The sequence below is a fragment of the Psychrosphaera haliotis genome, from assembly GCF_039523615.1.
Taxonomy (GTDB): Bacteria; Pseudomonadota; Gammaproteobacteria; order Enterobacterales; family Alteromonadaceae; genus Psychrosphaera; species Psychrosphaera haliotis.
Genome location: NZ_BAAAFQ010000012.1, coordinates 1 through 514, shown reverse-complemented (window position 1 = coordinate 514; position 514 = coordinate 1). Strand labels below are relative to the sequence as shown.

Annotated in this window: 1 protein-coding gene; it reads left to right on the top strand. The window is 39.7% G+C overall.

Annotated features, from left to right (window positions below; all coding sequences use genetic code 11):
* Window positions 1-408, top strand: a 408-nt coding sequence (locus tag ABD009_RS14085; RefSeq protein WP_343826487.1) for a GNAT family N-acetyltransferase, incomplete at its 5' end; no start/stop codon positions are given.
* Window positions 409-514: the final 106 nt, after the last annotated feature.

The window sequence follows — 514 nt, the reverse complement described above, 5'->3', positions numbered from 1 at the left end:
ACCCCTCTCCCACCTCAAGATAATGAATTTGAAGCCCTGAAAGCTGGCTTAACGAAATATAACGAATCTCACACAGGGGATGTATTTAGGGAAAAAGTATCTTCATTTGTAAAAGATGAGTCAGGTGCCATTGTTGGTGGGATTTTAGGTGAAATAAATTGGAACTGGTTGCATATTCAAGGTTTATGGATTGATGAAAGTATCCGAAAACATGGATGGGGAGCTAAGCTACTATCTAGTATGGAAGAATATGCTTTATCTAAAAACACCACTAATATTCGCCTGGAAACAACTACTTTCCAAGCATTAGGGTTCTATGTCAAAGCTGGTTACTCTGTGTTTGGTGAATTAGCTGATATGCCTAAAGGGCACACTAGTTATTTTTTACAGAAACAATTGGGTATATAACAAGTGCCTCAATTCGCTCTCAGGCTCGCTCGGACAATTAACATGGGCTATTGTCGCTGCGCTCAATATTTTAGCCCATTAGTAATTGCCGCTTAGGCAAGCGTTA